Source organism: Flavobacterium notoginsengisoli (genome assembly GCF_042686225.1).
Lineage (GTDB): Bacteria > Bacteroidota > Bacteroidia > Flavobacteriales > Flavobacteriaceae > Flavobacterium > Flavobacterium notoginsengisoli.
In genome coordinates, this window is sequence record NZ_JBHUOT010000014.1 from 1 (window position 1) to 16960 (window position 16960).

Below are 16960 nucleotides of genomic sequence, written 5' to 3' on the forward strand. Positions count from 1 at the left end.
AAAAAAGGCCGCATTTAAGCTTGAAAATGAAAACACCTAATTTTGTATATCAAAAAACCAGCAAAGAGAACTTTACTGGTTTTAATTAATATTGTGAAACCTGTCAACCTATTTCAGGACGACTCAATATTTACTTACTTTTGGATTCATTAAAAAAAACAATTTCCCGTTTTGGGAAAATTATTTATATTTGCAAAATTATATTATGAGAATAATAGCAAAAAGAACGTTGCAGAATTTTTGGGAACGATACCCAAATTCAAAACAACAATTAATAGCCTGGTACCAAGTATTTGCTAAAAATAATTTTACTAATTCAAATACAATAAAATCACTTTTTGGAACCGCGGATTTTGTTGGCAATAATAAAGTAGTTTTCAATATTTGCGGGAACCATTATCGTTTAATTGTAAAAGTTAATTACGAAACTCAGATTATATATATACTTTTTGTGGGAACTCATAGTGAATATGATGATTTAACAGACATAAAAAACATGTAACATGAATATAAAACCAATAAAAACAGAACAAGACTATAGTTTAGCGTTGGAAAGAGTTAATTCTCTTTTTGATGCCAAACCTGATACTTCTGAAGGAGATGAGCTGGACATTCTAGTTACATTAATAGAAAAATATGAAGAAATTCATTATCCGATTCCTGAACCCGATCCTATTGAAGCTATTAAATTTATGATGGAACAAAATGGACTTACTGACGCTGATTTAGGTATTATGATTAATAGTCGTTCAAGAGTGTCTGAATTATTTAACAGGAAAAGAGCTTTGACAATAAAGCAGATTAGAGTTCTAAATGAAAAACTTCATATTCCAGCCTCAACCTTGATTAAAGAATATATTTTGAACCAATAAAAAAAAGCCTCTAATATTTTAGAGGCTTTTTCTTTTGATATTCTAACAGGCTTTAGAAAACTGTCACTATAATTACAATTCTATTATTTCTATTCCGCAGCATTAATTTTTGCCTGAACTTCTTCTTCTGTTCCTTCGTAAACTTCAGTTGTTGTTTTACCGTTTTCCGTTTTTGTGACAGTTCCGGTCGTTTTACCATTTATGTTTTTAACTTCAACACGAACAGATTTTTTCTCATATTTACTAGTATCAAAACAGTCTGTTTTTTTGTACGGTTTTCCATTTTCATCAAAATGTGCTAAACATTTTGCTGTTTCTTCCGGAGAACAGCCTTTTTCCTTACACATTTTAATGCACTCTTCTTTTGTCATTCCGGACATGTCGCCACATTTCGAAATTCCGGCATGCATTTCTGTTTTTGTACAACAAGAAGCTTTTCCTGCAATATCAGACGCCCCATGTCCTTCTCCTAAAATTGGCGCAATTACCAATCCAATCAAACAAGTTAATTTAATTAAGATATTCATAGATGGACCTGAAGTGTCTTTAAACGGATCTCCAACTGTATCTCCGGTTACTGCTGCTTTGTGCGCATCTGAACCTTTGTATGTCATTTCTCCATTAATCATAACTCCTGCTTCGAAAGATTTTTTGGCATTATCCCAAGCTCCTCCGGCATTGTTTTGGAAAACTGCCCAAAGAACCCCCGAAACTGTAACTCCAGCCATATATCCTCCCAGCATTTCAGCAATTAACTGATTGTTGTCTGAGTAAACTAATTTGCCAATAAGTACAATTAAAATTGGAAATCCGATGGTTAAAATTCCTGGAAGCATCATTTCGCGTAAAGCGGCTTTTGTAGAAATTTCAACACATTTTCCATATTCCGGTTTTGCAGTTCCTTCCATAATTCCTGCAATTTCTTTGAATTGACGACGTACTTCGTAAACCATATCCATTGCTGCTTTTCCAACAGAATTCATTGCTAAAGCAGAGAAAACAACAGGAATCATTCCACCGACAAATAGCATGGCTAAAACTGGCGCTTTGAAAATATTAATTCCGTCTATTCCTGTAAAGGTTACATAAGCTGCAAATAAAGCCAATGATGTTAGGGCTGCAGATGCAATAGCAAATCCTTTTCCAGTTGCAGCAGTAGTATTTCCAACAGAATCTAAAATATCGGTTCTGGTACGAACTTCTTTTGGTAATTCACTCATTTCGGCGATTCCACCAGCGTTGTCTGAAATTGGTCCGAAAGCATCGATTGCTAATTGCATTGCTGTTGTAGCCATCATTGCAGAAGCCGCCAGCGCCACTCCATAAAATCCTGCTAAAGCATAAGAAATCCAAATAGCCACAGCGAATAATAATACCGTTGGAAAAGTAGAAATCATTCCTGTTGCTAAACCCGCGATTACATTTGTTCCTGCACCAGTCGATGATTTTTGTACAATTGCCAAAACTGGTTTTGTACCTAATCCTGTATAATATTCTGTTACTGAAGAAATAGCTCCTCCAACCACTAATCCTACTAAAGTTGCGTAGAAAACTCGCATTGATGAAATGGCTTTAGATCCTTCTCCAAAAAAGCTCATTTGCATAGTTTCCGGAAGCATATATTGTACTAAAAAGAAACATGCCACAGCAGTTAAAACAATAGAAACCCAGTTTCCTATATTTAATGCTTTCTGAACCTGAGCTTCTCTTGCATTATCATCTGAAATTTTCACTAACAACGTTCCGATAATAGAAAATAAGATTCCGAAACCGGCAATTGCCATTGGAAGTAAGATTGGACCAATACCGCCAAAAGCGTCATTGATACTTCCGCCCATATCTTTTATAACATAGTTTCCAAGAACCATCGCCGCTAAAACTGTTGCCACATAAGAACCAAATAAATCGGCTCCCATACCTGCAACGTCGCCCACATTATCTCCCACGTTATCTGCAATTGTTGCCGGATTACGCGGATCATCTTCCGGAATTCCTGCTTCAACTTTACCTACTAAGTCAGCGCCAACATCGGCAGCTTTAGTGTAAATTCCACCTCCAACACGAGCAAACAATGCAATTGATTCAGCTCCTAATGAAAATCCTGCCAAAGTCTCCAACACAACGGTCATTGTATCGGTATCTTTCCAGACTCCATCAGAAAATAAATTGAAAAAGAGGATAAAAAAAGCTGTCAATCCTAAAACTGCCAGCCCTGCAACGCCTAATCCCATTACCGTTCCTCCTCCAAAAGATACCTTTAAAGCCTGAGGTAAACTGGTACGTGCAGCCTGAGTAGTTCTAACGTTTGTTTTTGTTGCTATTTTCATCCCTATATTTCCAGCATAGGCTGAAAACAGGGCACCAAAAATAAAGGCAATTACGATTAATAAATGTGTTTTAACTCCGGGGATAAAAGTAATTCCTGCTAAGGCTAAACTCGCGATTATTACAAATATTGTTAACAGCTTATATTCTGCTTTGAGGAAGGCTAAGGCTCCTTCGTAGATGTAATCTGAAATCTCTTTCATCTTACCGTCTCCGGCGTCTTGTTTTAAAACCCAACTCCTTTTTATTCCCATGAAAAGTAATCCTAAAACTGCCATGACAATTGGCAGGTAAATCATAAATGCATTCATAATATAGTAATGGTTTTGGTTAATAGTCAACAATCTAACTAAAACGAATTTAAACAAAAAAGCAATACTCCTGACGGCAGTATTGCTTTTTTTATATATTATGAGTACTTAAATTATTTAATACTAAATAATCCCTCTGGTTTATTTTCAATATCGTTAAAACGCTTAGTACATTCAGCAATAATATCGAATGCTTCTTTTACGTCTCCCCATCCTTCAACATCAACTTTTTTATTTTCAAGATCTTTGTAAACCTGGAAGAAGTGTTCGATTTCTTTTACTAAGTGAGGGTTGATATCTGATAAGTCAGTTAATGAATTCCAAATTGGATCTGAAACTGGTACACAAATAATTTTCTCATCTGGTCCTTTGTCATCTGCCATATGGAAAACTCCGATTGGCTTAACTTCCATAACACACCCAGGGAAAGTTGGCTCGTTTACCAAAACTAATACGTCAAGAGGATCTCCGTCTAAAGCTAAAGTTTCCGGAATAAATCCGTAATCAGCTGGGTACATCATTGAAGAGAATAACATTCTGTCGAAACGCATTCTTTTAATTTCAAAATCGTACTCGTATTTATTTCTGCTTCCTCTTGGTATTTCGATTAATACATCGAAAGTCGTTAATTTGTCTGCGGTCATTTTCGTTTTTTAATGTTTCTATAATTTCGGTTGCAAAAGTAACTAAAGAATCCCTTTTTACAATGAAAAAAGTGCATTAATCTATGAAGTTTATTCATAATTTAATGCACTTTCTATGTTATCTAACAGAGAGTTAATAAAAGGTTTTACAAATTAGCGTCTTCTATCAATTCTTCGCTCAAAATACCAGAGCAAATTTCTCTAACTTCTCCTGTCATTCTGATATTAAAATCAGGATCAACTTTAATTTTTAATGTTCCTCCCTGCATTTTAATTGTGATGTTTTCATCTACTAAACCTTTCTTCTTCATTACACTTGCCACTGCACAGGACGAGCTTCCTGACGCAAGGGTAAATCCGGCTCCCCTTTCCCAAATCAATACTTCTACTTCATTTCGGTTAATGACTTTGGCAAACTGTACATTGATTCGATTCGGAAACATTTCATGGTTTTCTAAAAACGGACCAAATTGTTTGATTTCATCAATACTTAAATCTTCTTTCAGAATAACACAATGCGGATTTCCAACGGAAACACAGTTTACATCAAAAGATTTACCATTTGCCTCAATCGTAACGTTATCAACTTCCGGAGTTTCAAACTTTGTAGGGATCAATTTAGATTCAAAAATTGCCTGTCCCATATCCACAGTTATAATTTTCGCTTTGTTGTTCACCGCTTCTTCAATTGTCGCTTTTACGATTCCGCCTTTTGTTTCAACAGTAAATTCGTTTTTAGTTATTATACCATAATCAAAAACATATTTACAGAATATACGTAATCCGTTTCCACTTTTCTCTGCTTCAGAGCCGTCCGGATTAAAGATCTGTAAACCAATATCTGCACGGTCTGAATTAACTAATAAAAGAATACCATCAGAACCTATTCCAAAATTTACGTTGCAAATTCTTGTTATGGCTTTTTGAGTTAGTTCAAATGTAATATTTTGGCTGTCCAGCACTATATATTCATTTCCTAATCCGTGAGTTTTTACAAAGAAATTCTTGTTCATTTGTTTCATTATATTTTATTAATCTGACTAGAAATAGAACCCAAAAGATCCTTTTATAGCAAATTTATGAGCATCTGGCATATCTAGATAATTTCCTCTCCAAGAAAAGTCAAGTCGGAAAACTTTAAAGATATTTCCAATTCCTGCATTATATTCCCAATATACTTTTTCAGGAGCGTTATATGGTAATCCCGAAGCGTTTATAGCACGATTGGCATCAGAAATTGTACCGTGAACAGCTCTAACTCCAATAAACTCTCTCCAGTTTAACTTTCTCATAAATGGAATTCTGGCAAACAATCTTCCACCAAAATCATGATTCCATTGCAGAGTAGTATATTGATCGGTTACAAATTCGTAGAAATTCAGGTTGCTAAACGTATTTTCAATCGTAAAATAAGTCTGGTTCCCTGGAATTACACTCATTAATCCTAACGGAATAGTACCAAACGTTTTTCCTGTTTCCAAAATAATATTAGATCTTCCTAACGGTCCAATTATAATAGGCTGTTTATAGAAAATTTGTATTTTCTCATAAGCAAAATCACTATCTAAAACTCCTTTAAGTCCATAGCTGAAATTTACAAAGAAATGACTAAACGGACTGTCAACTAAATCTCTTTCTACACCATAACCAATTGTTTTTCGGTTTGGCATATATTCAAACTGAATATTCGCTTCCGTTTGTTTTACATCACTTTTGATAACTCCCATTGGGTCTGCGGTAGTTGGTAAAGTGGTATAATAATCTAAACTAAAAGTCTTTGAAGCCGATTCTAATGTTCGATACGAGAATCCTGCAGAAACAATAAAATTCTTCTTAGGTTCCATCTCAACAGAGACATTACTCAAATTGATGTTGGTCAATTTACCGTTACTTCCTGTTGTAAACAAAGCCGAAGAGGCAAAACTTCGTCCGAGAATATCATTTGTAGTCGTTAAACTGGCTCCAATTTGTTCAATATCACGCCTGTTTCCTCCGGAAATAATGACACGGTTTTTCTTATCCACCATCCATTTACCAGAAAGTCCGTATTTGAATTTATTATCGTCAAATCCATAAGCTGTATAAGCCTGTATACGCCAAGGATCGTTTGGCCCAAAATAGGTTCTTCCTCCTACTCTTAACCTTAAACCTTCCACTTCGTTATAACCGAAAGTCGAATAAATAGGTCCATAATCGAAGTTCTTAAATTCGACGTAACCACTTCCTAAAATGGAGACGAGACTATACAATTGCTTAAATCGCTTGACCGTCTGCAGTGTATCGAGCATTTTATAAATACCCGCTTCATCTTTATTTAATTTTTCAAAACGATTTTCTTCCCAGAATTCAGGCGGTCGATCATAGACCGCATTGTCTATGAAATTGACTTCCTCTTTATAAAATTTTTCAGGTTTTTGAATATTGAAGGTATGGTTTCGATATAAGGTCGTTCGTTTTCCATAAACTCCTTTTGATTTTTCTTTTTTATTCAAAGCAAAATCAGACATCATATAATCACGGGTCAAAAGGAAAATCGAGTCATTTTCTACTTCAAATTCCTGTTCGATATAAATATCTTTTACCCAGTTAATATTGGCACTTTTGGTAACGCCCATATTAATTTTCTTGATTGCAAAAGTCGTATCATTAACCCAGAAATCTCCTTTAAAAGTTAATTCGTTTTTACGTCTTGGATAAAAAACAATATTGAAACACCATTTTTTATCGATATAAGCACTGTCTTTTAAGACATAATTATAAACGTCAATTCCGGTTCTTGAAAGCGGACTGGTAAAACTTTTATCAAAAAATTTAAGGTGATTATCGTAAATATTATAATCAGAATAAAGGTCTTTTACGAAAGCTAAAATCTGCTGGTTTCCGTTAAAACCAGACATTTTATTTCCGGTAAGATTTTCTTTTACCTTCTTTAATTTATTATCCCCATAAACATCATAAACTGATTCGTTTATAAAAATAGGCAAATAGGTTTTCCCCGTAACATCAGAAGTATCGACATGATTGAAGACAAACTCCATTCCTTTAAAAAGTTTGTTTTTCATGAAGGCACTATCAATTGTGTTCATGTCAAACTCCACTTTTTCATACTTCTGCATTTGATATTGATTGAATTGGTAAAGTCCGTTTTTACGTTTTCTTTCCCAAATTTTCCTCAAAATATCCAGCGCCGGATTGTTCTTTTTGGACGTTTTTCCTGTGTAAATTACAACCTCATTCAATGCTTCGGCTTCGCCTAAAATAATTTTAAAGTTATAATTGACTGCTTTTTCCAGCGGCACTTCTTTATCTGAAAATCCTGCCGAAGTAACTAATAATGCTGTGTAAGTATTAGGCGATTCTAAATAAAAACGTCCGTCTTCATTAGAAACGATTCCGGTATTAGAGCCCTTAAACACAACATTTGCAAAAGGTATCGGCTGATTAGACTTGTCCAAAACAATTCCACTCACTTTCGTTTGTGCAGTAGCAATAGCCGCAAATGCGAATACAAAAAATAGGCTGAGTAAAATTATTTTTTTCATTGTCCGGGCAAAAAAAAACTTCATCAATTAACTATGAATGATGAAGTTTTGTGAGTATTTTAAATATGTATTATTTGTATAATACTTTTTTAACTGCTTTTACTACATCACCAGCGTTTGGCAACCAGTCTTTTAACAATACCGGAGAATATGGTGCCGGAGTATCTGCAGTTGTAATACGTTGAATTGGCGCATCAAGGAAATCGAATGCCTGTTCCTGAACGATATAAGAGATTTCAGAAGAAAGACTGGCAACTGGCCAAGCTTCTTCCAGAATTACTAAACGGTTTGTTTTTTTAACCGATTTTAAGATTGCATCTTTATCCATTGGACGAACCGTTCTTAAATCGATAATCTCACAAGAGATTCCTTCTTTTGCTAATTCATCAGCAGCGATAAAAGCTTCTTTGATTATTTTTCCGAAAGAAACAATAGTTACATCAGTACCTTCACGTTTAACATCAGCAACACCTAGAGGAATTGTGTATTCTCCGTCTGGCACTTCACCTTTGTCTCCGTACATCTGCTCAGATTCCATGAAAATAACTGGATCGTTATCACGGATAGCAGATTTTAATAATCCTTTTGCATCGTAAGGAGTTGAAGGAACAACAACTTTAAGACCTGGAGTATTTGCAAACCAGTTTTCTAAAGCTTGTGAGTGCGTAGCTCCTAATTGACCAGCAGAAGCTGTTGGTCCGCGGAAAACGATAGGCACATTAAATTGTCCACCAGTCATTTGACGCATTTTAGCAGCGTTATTTATAATTTGATCAATACCAACTAAACAGAAGTTGAATGTCATATATTCTACAATTGGGCGGTTTCCGTTCATTGCAGAACCTACTGCAATTCCTGAAAAACCAAGCTCAGCAATTGGAGTATCAATTACTCTTTTTTCACCAAACTCAGCAAGCATTCCTTTTGAAGCTTTGTAGGCTCCATTGTATTCTGCAACTTCTTCTCCCATTAAATATATGGATTCATCGCGACGCATTTCTTCGCTCATCGCTTCACAAATGGCCTCTCTAAATTGTATTGTTCTCATATTTTATATTGTATGTTGAATTTTCTGAAGAGCAAAAATAAATATTTTAAATAACTTAAAAGCATAAATTGAATTTAAAATCGTACGAACTTCTTTAGATCTTTAGGTTTTAACTTTTTTATACTTATTGTGATATTTACGAAATCGATATAATAACGTATAATCGACACTTATTTCATCCAAAATATTTTTTAGACAAACTTTAATTGATTTGTTTAATTCTTGTTTCTTCGAAATTCAATCATAAAAACGTAAAAAATAAAAAAATAGTATTTTTTATACAATATTTAACTTCTCTATTAGAACTCAAATATTGCAAAATTCCTAACAATCAGGCAAAATGAGTATTTTTTTAATTTTAGATTCCGATGAAAATCACTTGAAATCGCATAATCTGCGAAATCGTAATAGTTTTAAAAAATATTATGCATGCATAGTATAATTATTCCAAATTAAATTCTAAATTTGTAAAAGCATATTATAAATTCAAAATATATACTTATGAAAATACTAGTTTGCATCAGCCATGTGCCTGATACTACTTCTAAAATTAACTTTACTAACGGCGATTCAGAATTTGATACAGCCGGCGTACAATATGTAATTAATCCTAACGACGAATTTGGTCTTACACGTGCTATCTGGTTCCAGGAACAGCAAGGCGCAAATGTAACCGTAGTAAACGTTGGAGGTCCTGATACTGAACCAACATTGCGTAAAGCATTGGCAATTGGTGCTAACGAAGCAATTCGTGTAAACGCAAATCCAACTGACGGATTCTTTGTTGCGAAACAATTAGCAGAAGTAATTAAAAACGGAGGTTACGATTTAGTGATTGCCGGTAAAGAATCTTTAGATTACAACGGAGGAATGGTTCCTGGAATGGTTGCTGGTATTTTAGGTTCTAACTTCTTAAACTCTTGTACAAGTTTAACTGTTGACGGGAACAACGTAAAAGCAGTTCGCGAAATTGACGGTGGAAAAGAAACTGTAAGTACTACTCTTCCATTAATTATTGGTGCTCAAAAAGGTCTTGTAGAAGAAAAAGATTTACGTATCCCGAACATGAGAGGAATCATGACTGCAAGAACTAAAGCTTTAACTATTCTTGAGCCAGTTGATGCCCCTGTAAACACAAAAGCGGTAAAATTTGAAAAACCAGCTCCAAAATCAGCAGTGAAACTAGTTTCTGCTGATAATTTAGATGAGTTAATCAATTTATTACACAACGAAGCAAAAGTAATCTAGTAATCAGTTTTTAGTTTTCAGTTTTCAAACTTGAAACCTGAAACTTGAAACCCTCTAAACAAAAAAATCATGTCAATATTAATATATGCAGAATCTGCAGAAGGAAAATTTAAAAAAGTTGCTTTCGAATTGGCTTCTTACGCTAAGAAAGTAGCAGAATCATTAGGGACAACAGTTACAGCTTTAACTGTAAACATTAGCGACGTTAGCGAATTAGGCAAATACGGAGTGGACAAAGTTCTAAAAATAAACAACGATAAATTGGCTGGTTTTACAGCTAAAGCTTATGCCGATGTAATCAAACAAGCTGCTGAAAAAGAAGGAACAAAAGTAGTTTTACTTTCTTCTACAACAGACAGTATTTATCTTTCATCATTAGTAGCAGTAGCTTTAAATGCTGGTTTCGCTTCAAATGTTGTGGGATTACCAGTCAGCACTTCTCCTTTTCAGGTAAAAAGAAATGCTTTCTCAAACAAAGCATTCAACATCACACAAATCGATACTGATGTGAAAGTTCTTGGTTTAGCTAAAAACTCTTACGGAATTTTCGAAAGTACAGGAGCGGCGGCTGCAGAAGATTTTAATCCAACACTTGGAGAAAATGATTTCGGAATTAAAGTAGACTCTGTTGAAAAAGTTTCTGGAAAAGTTTCTATCGCTGATGCTGATATCGTAGTTTCTGGCGGACGTGGATTAAAAGGTCCGGAAAACTGGGGATTAATTGAAAATTTAGCTGAAGTTTTAGGCGCAGCAACAGCATGTTCTAAACCAGTTTCAGATTTAGGATGGAGACCTCACAGCGAACACGTTGGACAAACAGGTAAACCAGTTGCTACTAATTTATACATCGCTGTAGGTATTTCCGGAGCTATTCAGCACATTGCAGGTATTAACTCATCAAAAGTAAAAGTGGTAATCAATAACGATCCTGAAGCTCCTTTCTTTAAAGTAGCTGATTACGGAATTGTTGGTGATGCTTTCGAAATTGTACCGCAATTAACAGAGAAACTAAAAGCTTTTAAAGCTCAGCATTCTTAAATTAAAATTCTCTCTTAAAATATAGCTGCCTAAAAACAAGATAATCGTATCTTTGTTTTAAGGCAGCTTTTTTGTTCCATATTTTTTGATTAAAATTGCAGCTTTATTTTTCAATCAAAAAAAGCAATAAGATGAGGCGCTAAGTGCCTTTTTTACAAACATATATGAGTCTAGTAAAATTATCTATAAAAGGAATTTCATACAGCCAAACTCAAAATGGCGCTTATGCCCTAATTCTGAATGAAGTTGATGGTGAAAGAAAACTACCTATTGTTATTGGTGCTTTTGAAGCCCAGTCAATAGCTATTGCCTTAGAAAAAGAAATAAAACCACCTCGTCCGTTAACGCACGATTTATTTAAAAACTTCGCAGAAAGATTTGATATCGTAGTAAAACAAGTCATTATTCATAAGCTTGTCGACGGTGTTTTTTATTCAAGTTTAATCTGCGAAAGAGATAAAATCGAAGAAATTATTGATGCCCGAACATCTGATGCTATTGCTTTAGCGTTACGTTTCAATGCTCCGATTTTTACCTACAAAAATATTCTGGATAAAGCCGGAATTTATTTAAAATCAAACACTGCTGATTCTGATCAGGGATCTCAGGAAATTGACGATGTGCTTTCTAATCCTGAAACTTTTGGACATGAAGAAGAAACCAATCAATCCGGAGATGTTTATTCAAAACACACTCTACAAGAACTTAATGATCTTTTAGATCAGGCGGTTTCTCAGGAAGATTATGAAAAAGCAGCCAAAATTAGAGACGAAATCTCAAGAAGATAATTTAAGGCAGTAAGCTTTAAGCAATAAGCTTAACACGAAAACATAAAAAAACAAGCCGAAAGCATTTAGAAAAAAAACTAAAGCTCAAAGCCTAAAGCCTATAGCGATAATGAAGCAATACTTAGATTTAGTAAAACACGTTTTAGAAAACGGCAATCAAAAAGGAGATCGTACAGGAACCGGAACAAAAAGTGTTTTTGGTTATCAGATGCGTTTTGATTTAAGTGAAGGTTTTCCAATGGTTACAACAAAAAAACTTCATTTAAAATCGATCATTTACGAATTGCTTTGGTTTTTAAAAGGAGATACTAACATTAAATACCTAAAAGAAAACGGAGTAAAAATCTGGGATGAATGGGCTGATTCTAATGGAGATCTAGGACCTGTTTACGGACATCAGTGGCGTAACTGGAACAGTGAAGAAATTGATCAGATTTCGGAATTAATTACCGAATTAAAAACAAATCCTAACAGCCGAAGAATGTTGGTTTCTGCATGGAACCCTTCGGTTCTGCCGGATACGAAAAAATCTTTTGAGGAAAATGTAGCAAATAATAAAGCTGCTTTACCTCCATGCCACGCCTTTTTTCAGTTTTATGTAGCGGCACCTGATTTAGAAAAAGGAGAAACCAAAGGAAAATTATCCTGCCAGTTATACCAAAGAAGTGCGGATATCTTTTTAGGAGTTCCTTTTAATATTGCTTCTTATGCATTATTTACAATGATGATCGCTCAGGTTTGCGATCTGGAGCCAGGTGAATTTATCCACACTTTTGGCGACGCACACATTTACAATAATCATTTTGAACAATTAGAACTGCAATTAACCCGTGAACCAAAACCATTACCAAAAATGATTTTGAATCCTGAGATTAAAAACATTTTTGATTTTGATTATGATGATTTCACTTTAATAGACTACGATCCGCATCCTGCAATAAAAGGAAGTGTTGCTGTATAAAAAACAAAAATCGCTGAAAATTTCAAGCGGATTTTTTTTATACTATTAAAACACTATTTTCACTTCCGGCGTAATCATTCCACTTATAAGAATCTGCTTCAGGGTCGTTTACGTAAGCTCCGTCAATCACATACTTAAATTCGTAAATTGCATCTTTTACCAAGTCATAAGTAGCTTTAAAAGTTCCATTTTTCAATTTACTTAAAGTACCTTCTGAAGGGTTCCAGTTATTAAAATCTCCAACAACTGCTGCTGAATCAGCATCTTTGGCATCTATAGAAAATGTAACTTTAACAACAGGCTTCGTTTTGATAAATTGTTTTTTCAAAGACATAACTATTTCGTTTTTAGATTTATACCTCTAAAATTAAGTAAAATCGTTCAAATCCTCACTACCTGACTAATCGATTTATCATAATACTAAAAACAATACATTTTTTTAATTATATCTGTAATTTAAAGCACGTAAAATTTTGCTTTTCAAATTCTTATATCATTTCAAATCAAATATTCTTTTCCCAAAATATTGACTTTCAAAAATAAATTTTAACTTTATGATCTCATTTTTATCTTATGGAAAAAGAAGTGCACGAACAATACGAATACGCCAGACGACGATTAAGACAAAAAAAAATCCTTTATTTTCATTTTGTTCTTTTCCTTCTGGGAAGTTTATTTTTATTTATTGCCAATAGATTTTTTGGTTTCGGAGAAGGTACAACTCAAAATTGGTGTATCTGGGGTATTACAATCTGGTTGTTTCTTTTTATTCTTCATTTTATAAAAGTGTACATTACCGACCGTTTTATGAATAAAAAATGGGAAAGAGAACAAATTGACCGATTAGTTGCTTTACAACAAAAAAGAATCAGTCAGCTTGAATCTTCTATCAATGAAGAAAATGAAAATAAAATTTAGTTAAGCATACCATGATTATAATGATAGCGGCTGCAGCCGAAAATAATGAGCTTGGAAAAAACAACGAATTAGTGTGGCATCTTCCAAATGATTTCAAAAGATTTAAATCGCTTACTACCGGTCATCATATTATAATGGGAAGAAAAACTTTTGAGAGCTTTCCTAAACCATTACCAAACAGAGTACATGTTATAATTACACGTCAGGAAAATTATCAACCGGAAGGATGTATTGTTGTTGACAGTATTGAAAAAGCAATTGCTGCCTGTCCGGAAAATGATGATAGTTACATTATTGGTGGTGGCGAAATTTACAATCTCGCACTTCCGTTTACAGATATAATAGAATTAACGAAAGTTCACCACACTTTTGAAGCAGATACTTTCTTTCCTAAAATCAATAAAAGTGAATGGCTTTTAGTAGAATCTGAAGAAAACTATAAAGACGAAAAACATCTTTATGACTATACTTACGAAACTTACATTAGAAAATAAATAAAAAACATCCTCTTTTAAGGAGGATGTTTTTAAATAATTGGTTTTTAACCCGACTCTCTCAAGAAAAAGTTTTTGTTTAAAAATCACTAATGTTAGAAACATTGGTAATAACTGAATAACATTTTATGTTATTTGAGACCTAAATCTCAAAAACGCCTTTAACAACAAATACCACTAAGATATTAAAGGCAGAAAATTAAAATTTCCAAAAACAAATTTAATCCTAAGAACGTATTTTGCACTATCTAATTAGTATTTCCCCCCAAGAATAATACTTACAAAACTTTTTCAAGAACAAATGAAATTGCAAGCGCAAAAAAAGCAATCATTTGTTTAAGTCTTTGTGCTAATACCAATCATTAAACTTTAATCATTTTTACTTTAGCAAAGTTGTCTATATTAGGGCGATTATACAATACCGTGATTTAGGGATTTTATTAATATCCCTAAATTTAGGGATGCTAAACATAATGAGTCTAACTACAAAATAAATCACCCAAAACATTTATTTTAGAAATCAAAACTCAATTACAGTTAAACTAGATTGTTTATATTTGTCCAAATTAAAAAAATGTCTGAAAAAGTAACTCCGTATAAAGACTCTTCATTAGGTAAAAAAGAGCAGGTAACCCAAATGTTTGACACCATTTCTGGGAATTACGACAATTTAAATCGTGTCATTTCATTCGGTATCGATATCAAGTGGCGCAAAAAAGTATTAAAAATAGTATCAGACAAAAAACCTAAGGTTGTTTTAGATATTGCAACAGGAACAGGTGATTTAGCAATCTTATTAGCTCAAACTAATGCAGAAAAGATTATTGGCTTAGATATTTCTGCCGGAATGTTGGAAGTTGGAAAAAAGAAAGTTCAGGAAAAAAACCTCTCTAATATTATTGAATTAGTCTTAGGTGATTCTGAAAACATGCCTTTTGAGGACAATTATTTTGATGCTATCACTGTTGGTTTTGGCGTTAGAAACTTTGAAAATTTAGAAAAAGGTTTTTCAGAAATTTTAAGAGTACTTAAGCCAAATGGTGTTTTTGTTATCTTAGAAACTTCTGTTCCGGATAAATTCCCTTATAAACAAGGTTATAATTTTTACAGCAAAAACATATTGCCTCTTATTGGAAAATTATTTTCAAAAGATAATGATGCATATGGCTATTTATCTGAATCTGCTGCTGCTTTTCCGTATGGAGAAGCCTTAAACAATATTTTGAAAAAAACTGGGTTTATAGATGTTGTGGCAATGCCACAAACTTTTGGTGTCGCAACGATTTATTCTGCATCTAAAAAATAGTATGAAAAAAGCTGTAATCTTAATTTTATTAGTCTTAACAACAAAAGGGTACTCGCAATTTGCTAAAAACATGTTTAGCAAAGACCCTATTATTAACCTTGAAAACTGGCAGAAACAGCGCGTCTACTTTGGTTATTATTTAGGGTTTAACAGTTTTGATTTTAAATTCGATTACAAAACACCTGTACAACAAGATATTCAGGTAAAAAAAACTACTGGATTTAATGTGGGTGTTGTAGCCGATTTAAGATTACAGGAATATATAAACCTGCGTTTTGAACCTGGATTGTATTACACAAAACGTGATTTATATTTTCCCGGTGTAGGAACTTTAGAAAAAGATTATTTAAGAGAAGTGAACAGTACTTATATTCACTTTCCTTTGCTATTAAAATTTTCTGCTTTAAGAACAGGGAATATCCGTCCTTATTTAGTTGGTGGTATGTCAACCACTCTAAACCTGTCAAGCAACTCAAAATCTCAGGACGATAACTGGCAGCAAAAATTTAGAGTAAAGCAATGGACAGCTGCTTATGAAGTTGGATTTGGAATCGATATTTTTACCGAATATTTTATCTTTTCACCTTCTGTAAGAGGAATGTTTGGTATTACCAATGAAATTATTCCTGATAATGTAACGGCAGAACACCCTGTTAGCCCTTATACAGATAATATTGATTCAATGAAATCCAGAGCGATTCTAATAAATTTCACTTTTCATTAAAACAAAATCTTAACTATTTCGTTTAAATTCACTAAGAATAATTGCTGTTGCAGTAGCTACATTTAAACTTTCGGTTTTTTGAAGCTCTCCAAATCTTGGAATTGAAAGACGAGACGTTACTATTTTCTCAATCTCTTCTGAAATACCATTGGCTTCATTACCCATAATTATGATGCCTTCTTTTGGTAATTTTGATTGATAAATATTTTCTCCGTCCATAAATGTTCCAAAAACAGGCATTTTAGTTTGGTTAAGAAAAGCTTTTAAGTCAATATAATTTACATTTACCCTGGTAATTGACCCCATTGTTGCTTGTACTACTTTTGGGTTGTAAATATCCACTGTTTCTTTGGAACAAATTATTTGCTTGATACCAAACCAATCACAAAGGCGCAAAATAGTTCCTAAATTTCCAGGATCTCTGATATCGTCTAAAGCCACGATTAAACCGGAATCGACTATGGTCTTTTCTGCTGGCATTTTAAAAACTGCCAAGCAAGAATTTGGAGTTGATAACGCACTTATTTTTTTTAGTTCTTGTTCATTAATAAGAGTTCGTTTGGAAACCTGAACCGTTTCGAAATCGTTTAGTGTGGTGTATAAATGTTCTAATTCAAAATTGGATTGCAGCAATTCTTGAATTACTTTTACTCCTTCAGCAAAAAATAATTGATTTGCAAAACGCTGCTTTTTTTGATGTAAACCTGAGATAAGTTTTATTTGGTTTTTACTAACCATAAA

Annotated in this window: 17 protein-coding genes; 10 read left to right on the forward strand and 7 right to left on the reverse strand. The window is 33.6% G+C overall.

What is annotated here, in order from left to right; translation table 11 throughout:
- The first annotated feature begins 205 nt into the window (after nucleotides 1-205).
- Both ACFS3A_RS23960 and ACFS3A_RS23965 read left to right on the forward strand, forming a co-directional pair.
- The gene (locus ACFS3A_RS23960) at nucleotides 206-502 is read left to right on the forward strand and encodes a type II toxin-antitoxin system HigB family toxin (RefSeq protein ID WP_379828087.1); all 297 of its coding nucleotides are present in this window, start codon (nucleotides 206-208) and stop codon (nucleotides 500-502) included.
- A 1-nt stretch (nucleotide 503) separates the two neighbouring features.
- Nucleotides 504-872, forward strand: coding sequence for a helix-turn-helix domain-containing protein (locus tag ACFS3A_RS23965; protein WP_379828088.1), 369 nt, complete (start codon nucleotides 504-506; stop codon nucleotides 870-872).
- A gap of 89 nt (nucleotides 873-961) precedes the next feature.
- Here the strand turns inward: ACFS3A_RS23965 and ACFS3A_RS23970 are convergent, their stop codons facing one another.
- The 5 genes from ACFS3A_RS23970 to ACFS3A_RS23990 all read right to left on the reverse strand — a co-directional run bounded on the left by ACFS3A_RS23970 (nucleotide 962) and on the right by ACFS3A_RS23990 (nucleotide 8742).
- Complete coding sequence (locus ACFS3A_RS23970; RefSeq protein ID WP_379828089.1) at nucleotides 962-3508, reverse strand: sodium-translocating pyrophosphatase; 2547 nt, start codon at nucleotides 3506-3508, stop codon at nucleotides 962-964.
- Between the two features lie 113 nt (nucleotides 3509-3621).
- The gene (locus ACFS3A_RS23975) at nucleotides 3622-4152 is read right to left on the reverse strand and encodes an inorganic diphosphatase (RefSeq protein WP_091493871.1); all 531 of its coding nucleotides are present in this window, start codon (nucleotides 4150-4152) and stop codon (nucleotides 3622-3624) included.
- A 146-nt stretch (nucleotides 4153-4298) separates the two neighbouring features.
- On the reverse strand, nucleotides 4299-5165 hold the full coding sequence (dapF, locus tag ACFS3A_RS23980; RefSeq protein ID WP_379828090.1) for a diaminopimelate epimerase: 867 nt from the start codon (nucleotides 5163-5165) through the stop codon (nucleotides 4299-4301).
- 27 nt (nucleotides 5166-5192) lie between these two features.
- Nucleotides 5193-7694, reverse strand: coding sequence for a DUF5686 family protein (locus tag ACFS3A_RS23985; protein ID WP_379828091.1), 2502 nt, complete (start codon nucleotides 7692-7694; stop codon nucleotides 5193-5195).
- 70 nt (nucleotides 7695-7764) lie between these two features.
- Entirely contained in the window at nucleotides 7765-8742 is a 978-nt protein-coding gene (locus ACFS3A_RS23990; protein WP_008466560.1) for a pyruvate dehydrogenase complex E1 component subunit beta, read from the reverse strand.
- 501 nt (nucleotides 8743-9243) lie between these two features.
- Between ACFS3A_RS23990 and ACFS3A_RS23995 the strand changes: the two genes are divergently transcribed.
- From ACFS3A_RS23995 to ACFS3A_RS24010, 4 genes are all read left to right on the forward strand, one after another.
- Entirely contained in the window at nucleotides 9244-9990 is a 747-nt protein-coding gene (locus ACFS3A_RS23995) for an electron transfer flavoprotein subunit beta/FixA family protein (RefSeq protein ID WP_379828092.1), read from the forward strand.
- A 69-nt stretch (nucleotides 9991-10059) separates the two neighbouring features.
- A complete protein-coding gene (locus ACFS3A_RS24000; RefSeq protein WP_379828093.1) occupies nucleotides 10060-11028 on the forward strand; it encodes an electron transfer flavoprotein subunit alpha/FixB family protein in 969 nt (322 codons plus the stop codon).
- Nucleotides 11029-11192: 164 nt separating this feature from the next.
- Nucleotides 11193-11816, forward strand: a complete 624-nt coding sequence (locus ACFS3A_RS24005; RefSeq protein WP_379828094.1) for a bifunctional nuclease domain-containing protein — start codon at nucleotides 11193-11195, stop codon at nucleotides 11814-11816.
- A 109-nt stretch (nucleotides 11817-11925) separates the two neighbouring features.
- On the forward strand, nucleotides 11926-12777 hold the full coding sequence (locus ACFS3A_RS24010; RefSeq protein WP_379828095.1) for a thymidylate synthase: 852 nt from the start codon (nucleotides 11926-11928) through the stop codon (nucleotides 12775-12777).
- A gap of 37 nt (nucleotides 12778-12814) precedes the next feature.
- Here the strand turns inward: ACFS3A_RS24010 and ACFS3A_RS24015 are convergent, their stop codons facing one another.
- On the reverse strand, nucleotides 12815-13111 hold the full coding sequence (locus tag ACFS3A_RS24015) for an isoamylase early set domain-containing protein (protein WP_379828096.1): 297 nt from the start codon (nucleotides 13109-13111) through the stop codon (nucleotides 12815-12817).
- Between the two features lie 239 nt (nucleotides 13112-13350).
- On the opposite strand from ACFS3A_RS24015, the gene ACFS3A_RS24020 reads away from it, so the two are divergent.
- From ACFS3A_RS24020 to porT, 4 genes are all read left to right on the forward strand, one after another.
- Nucleotides 13351-13695, forward strand: coding sequence for a 2TM domain-containing protein (locus tag ACFS3A_RS24020; protein WP_091493889.1), 345 nt, complete (start codon nucleotides 13351-13353; stop codon nucleotides 13693-13695).
- A gap of 11 nt (nucleotides 13696-13706) precedes the next feature.
- Entirely contained in the window at nucleotides 13707-14189 is a 483-nt protein-coding gene (locus tag ACFS3A_RS24025; protein ID WP_379828097.1) for a dihydrofolate reductase, read from the forward strand.
- 574 nt (nucleotides 14190-14763) lie between these two features.
- The gene (gene ubiE / locus ACFS3A_RS24030; RefSeq protein ID WP_379828098.1) at nucleotides 14764-15495 is read left to right on the forward strand and encodes a bifunctional demethylmenaquinone methyltransferase/2-methoxy-6-polyprenyl-1,4-benzoquinol methylase UbiE; all 732 of its coding nucleotides are present in this window, start codon (nucleotides 14764-14766) and stop codon (nucleotides 15493-15495) included.
- 1 nt (nucleotide 15496) lies between these two features.
- Nucleotides 15497-16219: a type IX secretion/gliding motility protein PorT/SprT gene (porT, locus tag ACFS3A_RS24035; protein WP_379828099.1), complete on the forward strand. Its 723-nt coding sequence runs from the start codon at nucleotides 15497-15499 to the stop codon at nucleotides 16217-16219.
- 9 nt (nucleotides 16220-16228) lie between these two features.
- On the opposite strand, the gene ACFS3A_RS24040 is transcribed toward porT, so the two are convergent.
- Nucleotides 16229-16957, reverse strand: coding sequence for an RNA methyltransferase (locus ACFS3A_RS24040; protein WP_379828100.1), 729 nt, complete (start codon nucleotides 16955-16957; stop codon nucleotides 16229-16231).
- Nucleotides 16958-16960: the final 3 nt, after the last annotated feature.

Coding starts and splice junctions, on each gene's coding strand:
- ACFS3A_RS23960 (WP_379828087.1), top strand. CDS start 206: ATGAGAATAATAGCAAAAAGAACGTTGCAGAATTTTTGGGAACGATAC.
- ACFS3A_RS23965 (WP_379828088.1), top strand. CDS start 504: ATGAATATAAAACCAATAAAAACAGAACAAGACTATAGTTTAGCGTTG.
- ACFS3A_RS23970 (WP_379828089.1), bottom strand. CDS start 3,508: ATGAATGCATTTATGATTTACCTGCCAATTGTCATGGCAGTTTTAGGA.
- ACFS3A_RS23975 (WP_091493871.1), bottom strand. CDS start 4,152: ATGACCGCAGACAAATTAACGACTTTCGATGTATTAATCGAAATACCA.
- dapF (WP_379828090.1), bottom strand. CDS start 5,165: ATGAACAAGAATTTCTTTGTAAAAACTCACGGATTAGGAAATGAATAT.
- ACFS3A_RS23985 (WP_379828091.1), bottom strand. CDS start 7,694: ATGAAAAAAATAATTTTACTCAGCCTATTTTTTGTATTCGCATTTGCG.
- ACFS3A_RS23990 (WP_008466560.1), bottom strand. CDS start 8,742: ATGAGAACAATACAATTTAGAGAGGCCATTTGTGAAGCGATGAGCGAA.
- ACFS3A_RS23995 (WP_379828092.1), top strand. CDS start 9,244: ATGAAAATACTAGTTTGCATCAGCCATGTGCCTGATACTACTTCTAAA.
- ACFS3A_RS24000 (WP_379828093.1), top strand. CDS start 10,060: ATGTCAATATTAATATATGCAGAATCTGCAGAAGGAAAATTTAAAAAA.
- ACFS3A_RS24005 (WP_379828094.1), top strand. CDS start 11,193: ATGAGTCTAGTAAAATTATCTATAAAAGGAATTTCATACAGCCAAACT.
- ACFS3A_RS24010 (WP_379828095.1), top strand. CDS start 11,926: ATGAAGCAATACTTAGATTTAGTAAAACACGTTTTAGAAAACGGCAAT.
- ACFS3A_RS24015 (WP_379828096.1), bottom strand. CDS start 13,111: ATGTCTTTGAAAAAACAATTTATCAAAACGAAGCCTGTTGTTAAAGTT.
- ACFS3A_RS24020 (WP_091493889.1), top strand. CDS start 13,351: ATGGAAAAAGAAGTGCACGAACAATACGAATACGCCAGACGACGATTA.
- ACFS3A_RS24025 (WP_379828097.1), top strand. CDS start 13,707: ATGATTATAATGATAGCGGCTGCAGCCGAAAATAATGAGCTTGGAAAA.
- ubiE (WP_379828098.1), top strand. CDS start 14,764: ATGTCTGAAAAAGTAACTCCGTATAAAGACTCTTCATTAGGTAAAAAA.
- porT (WP_379828099.1), top strand. CDS start 15,497: ATGAAAAAAGCTGTAATCTTAATTTTATTAGTCTTAACAACAAAAGGG.
- ACFS3A_RS24040 (WP_379828100.1), bottom strand. CDS start 16,957: ATGGTTAGTAAAAACCAAATAAAACTTATCTCAGGTTTACATCAAAAA.